1 protein-coding gene is annotated in these 631 nt (G+C 57.1%); it reads right to left on the bottom strand.

The features are described from left to right. The coding region (locus N2041_RS14590; RefSeq protein WP_297679339.1) for a phosphate ABC transporter ATP-binding protein at positions 1-496 on the bottom strand (496 nt) is incomplete at its 3' end. Positions 497-631: the final 135 nt, after the last annotated feature.

The raw sequence follows: 631 nt of genomic DNA, 5'->3' as shown, positions 1-631 counted from the left end.
CTTCCGGCTCGACGGCAAGGGCGCGGGCGATGCAGAGACGCTGCTGCTGGCCGCCAGACAGCGAGAGACCATTCTGGTGAAGCTTATCCTTCACCTCATCCCACAGCGCCGCGCCACGCAGCGAGCGCTCGACCAGTTCGTCCATCTCGCGCTTGGAAAGCTTCCAGCCATTGATGCGCGGGCCGTAGGCCACATTCTCGTAAATGCTCTTGGGGAAAGGGTTCGGCTTCTGGAAGACCATCCCGATCCGGCGGCGGACATTCACCGGATCGACTCCCGGCGCATAGATATTCTCGCCGTGGAACAGGATTTCACCCTCGACCCGCGCCGATGGTACCAGATCGTTCATGCGGTTGAACGAGCGCAATACCGTGCTCCGGTTTTTCTCAATCGCCAGATTGACGTTTTTCACCGCGCGAAATGAGCCATAGTAGACGCTCATATTGCGCGCTTCGATCGCGTTCGGGTTGCCCCGATCCATATCGTGTGTCGTCATTGCCTACCTTCGCTTAAGGCTAATATCGCTTCTGATAGCGATTACGCAGATAAATCGCTACCGCATTGATTGTTAACAGAATTGCCAGCAGAACTAGAATGCCAGCCGCTGCCAACGCGCGGAAGTCGTCATTGG

The organism is Tepidiforma sp. (assembly GCF_026419595.1).
GTDB lineage: Bacteria > Chloroflexota > Dehalococcoidia > Tepidiformales > Tepidiformaceae > Tepidiforma.
This window is presented reverse-complemented; position numbering and strand designations above follow the sequence as displayed.